Source organism: Dyella sp. 05T440 (assembly GCF_056395965.1).
Genome location: NZ_JBFTKN010000034.1, coordinates 1 through 793, shown reverse-complemented (window position 1 = coordinate 793; position 793 = coordinate 1). Strand labels below are relative to the sequence as shown.

Below are 793 nucleotides of genomic sequence, written 5' to 3'. Positions count from 1 at the left end.
GCACGTGGTCATCGAGGTTGAAGGCGTAGAACAGCGGTGCTTGCGCAGCTTGCTGACGACCCATCATCGTGGCAACGTCCACTTGTCCGATGGGTAGGCAGTGAATCAGCTTCAGACGGCCGATTCAACTGACTTTTTCAACACAATCGGTCGGAAGCAGACACTTCACCCAGACGGATCTTTAGCTCTTTTCAGCGCCCACCGTTGCTGAACTGCAGCGATAACGCCGGCAGCGACTGCCATACCAAACGGTACGAAGATTGTTGCATCCAAGTCTTCCCGCGCGGAACGGACGATTGCCACAGACGGGTCTGAGGGTAAGTAGACCAGCGCTGATATTTCCCCCTCAGCCAAGTGGCACCCTTCCCAGTGACTGTAGCTACGGCCACCCACGGTGTAAGCAAATTCACAAGCATTGTGGTTTTCAGGCCGAATTGTGATGACCTTCCCTTCGGTTTCAATCCCGTTTGTGGCGAGCCGATAGAGCGTTAACCAGTTTCCCGGGCCGGCGTTGATCGCGACCCAGAAGAAGACAAGAACAACACCAAAGACTATTAGCCCCCTGTGAAGGGGAGCATGAAAGTCGAAACGAAACGCGGCCATCCCTTCACCTCACAGGTGGATCATTGGAGCTCGCAATGTCTGCTTTGGGTCGATTGTGTTGAAAAAGTCAGTTGAATCGGCCGTCTGAAGCTGATTCACTGCCTACCCATCGGACAAGTGGACGTTGCCAYGATGATGGGTCGTCAGCAAGCTGCGCAAGCACCGCTGTTCTACGCCTTCAACCTCGATG

1 protein-coding gene is annotated in these 793 nt (G+C 54.3%); it reads right to left on the bottom strand.

Annotated elements, in window-relative coordinates; translation table 11 throughout:
- Positions 1 to 165: 165 nt before the first annotated feature.
- The gene (locus AC1DE1_RS20820) at positions 166 to 603 is read right to left on the bottom strand and encodes a hypothetical protein (protein WP_477175192.1); all 438 of its coding nucleotides are present in this window, start codon (positions 601 to 603) and stop codon (positions 166 to 168) included.
- Positions 604 to 793 lie beyond the last annotated feature (190 nt).

What these genes read in the sequence shown, in the direction of transcription:
- AC1DE1_RS20820 (WP_477175192.1), bottom strand. Translation starts at nt 603, where the DNA reads ATGGCCGCGTTTCGTTTCGACTTTCATGCTCCCCTTCACAGGGGGCTA.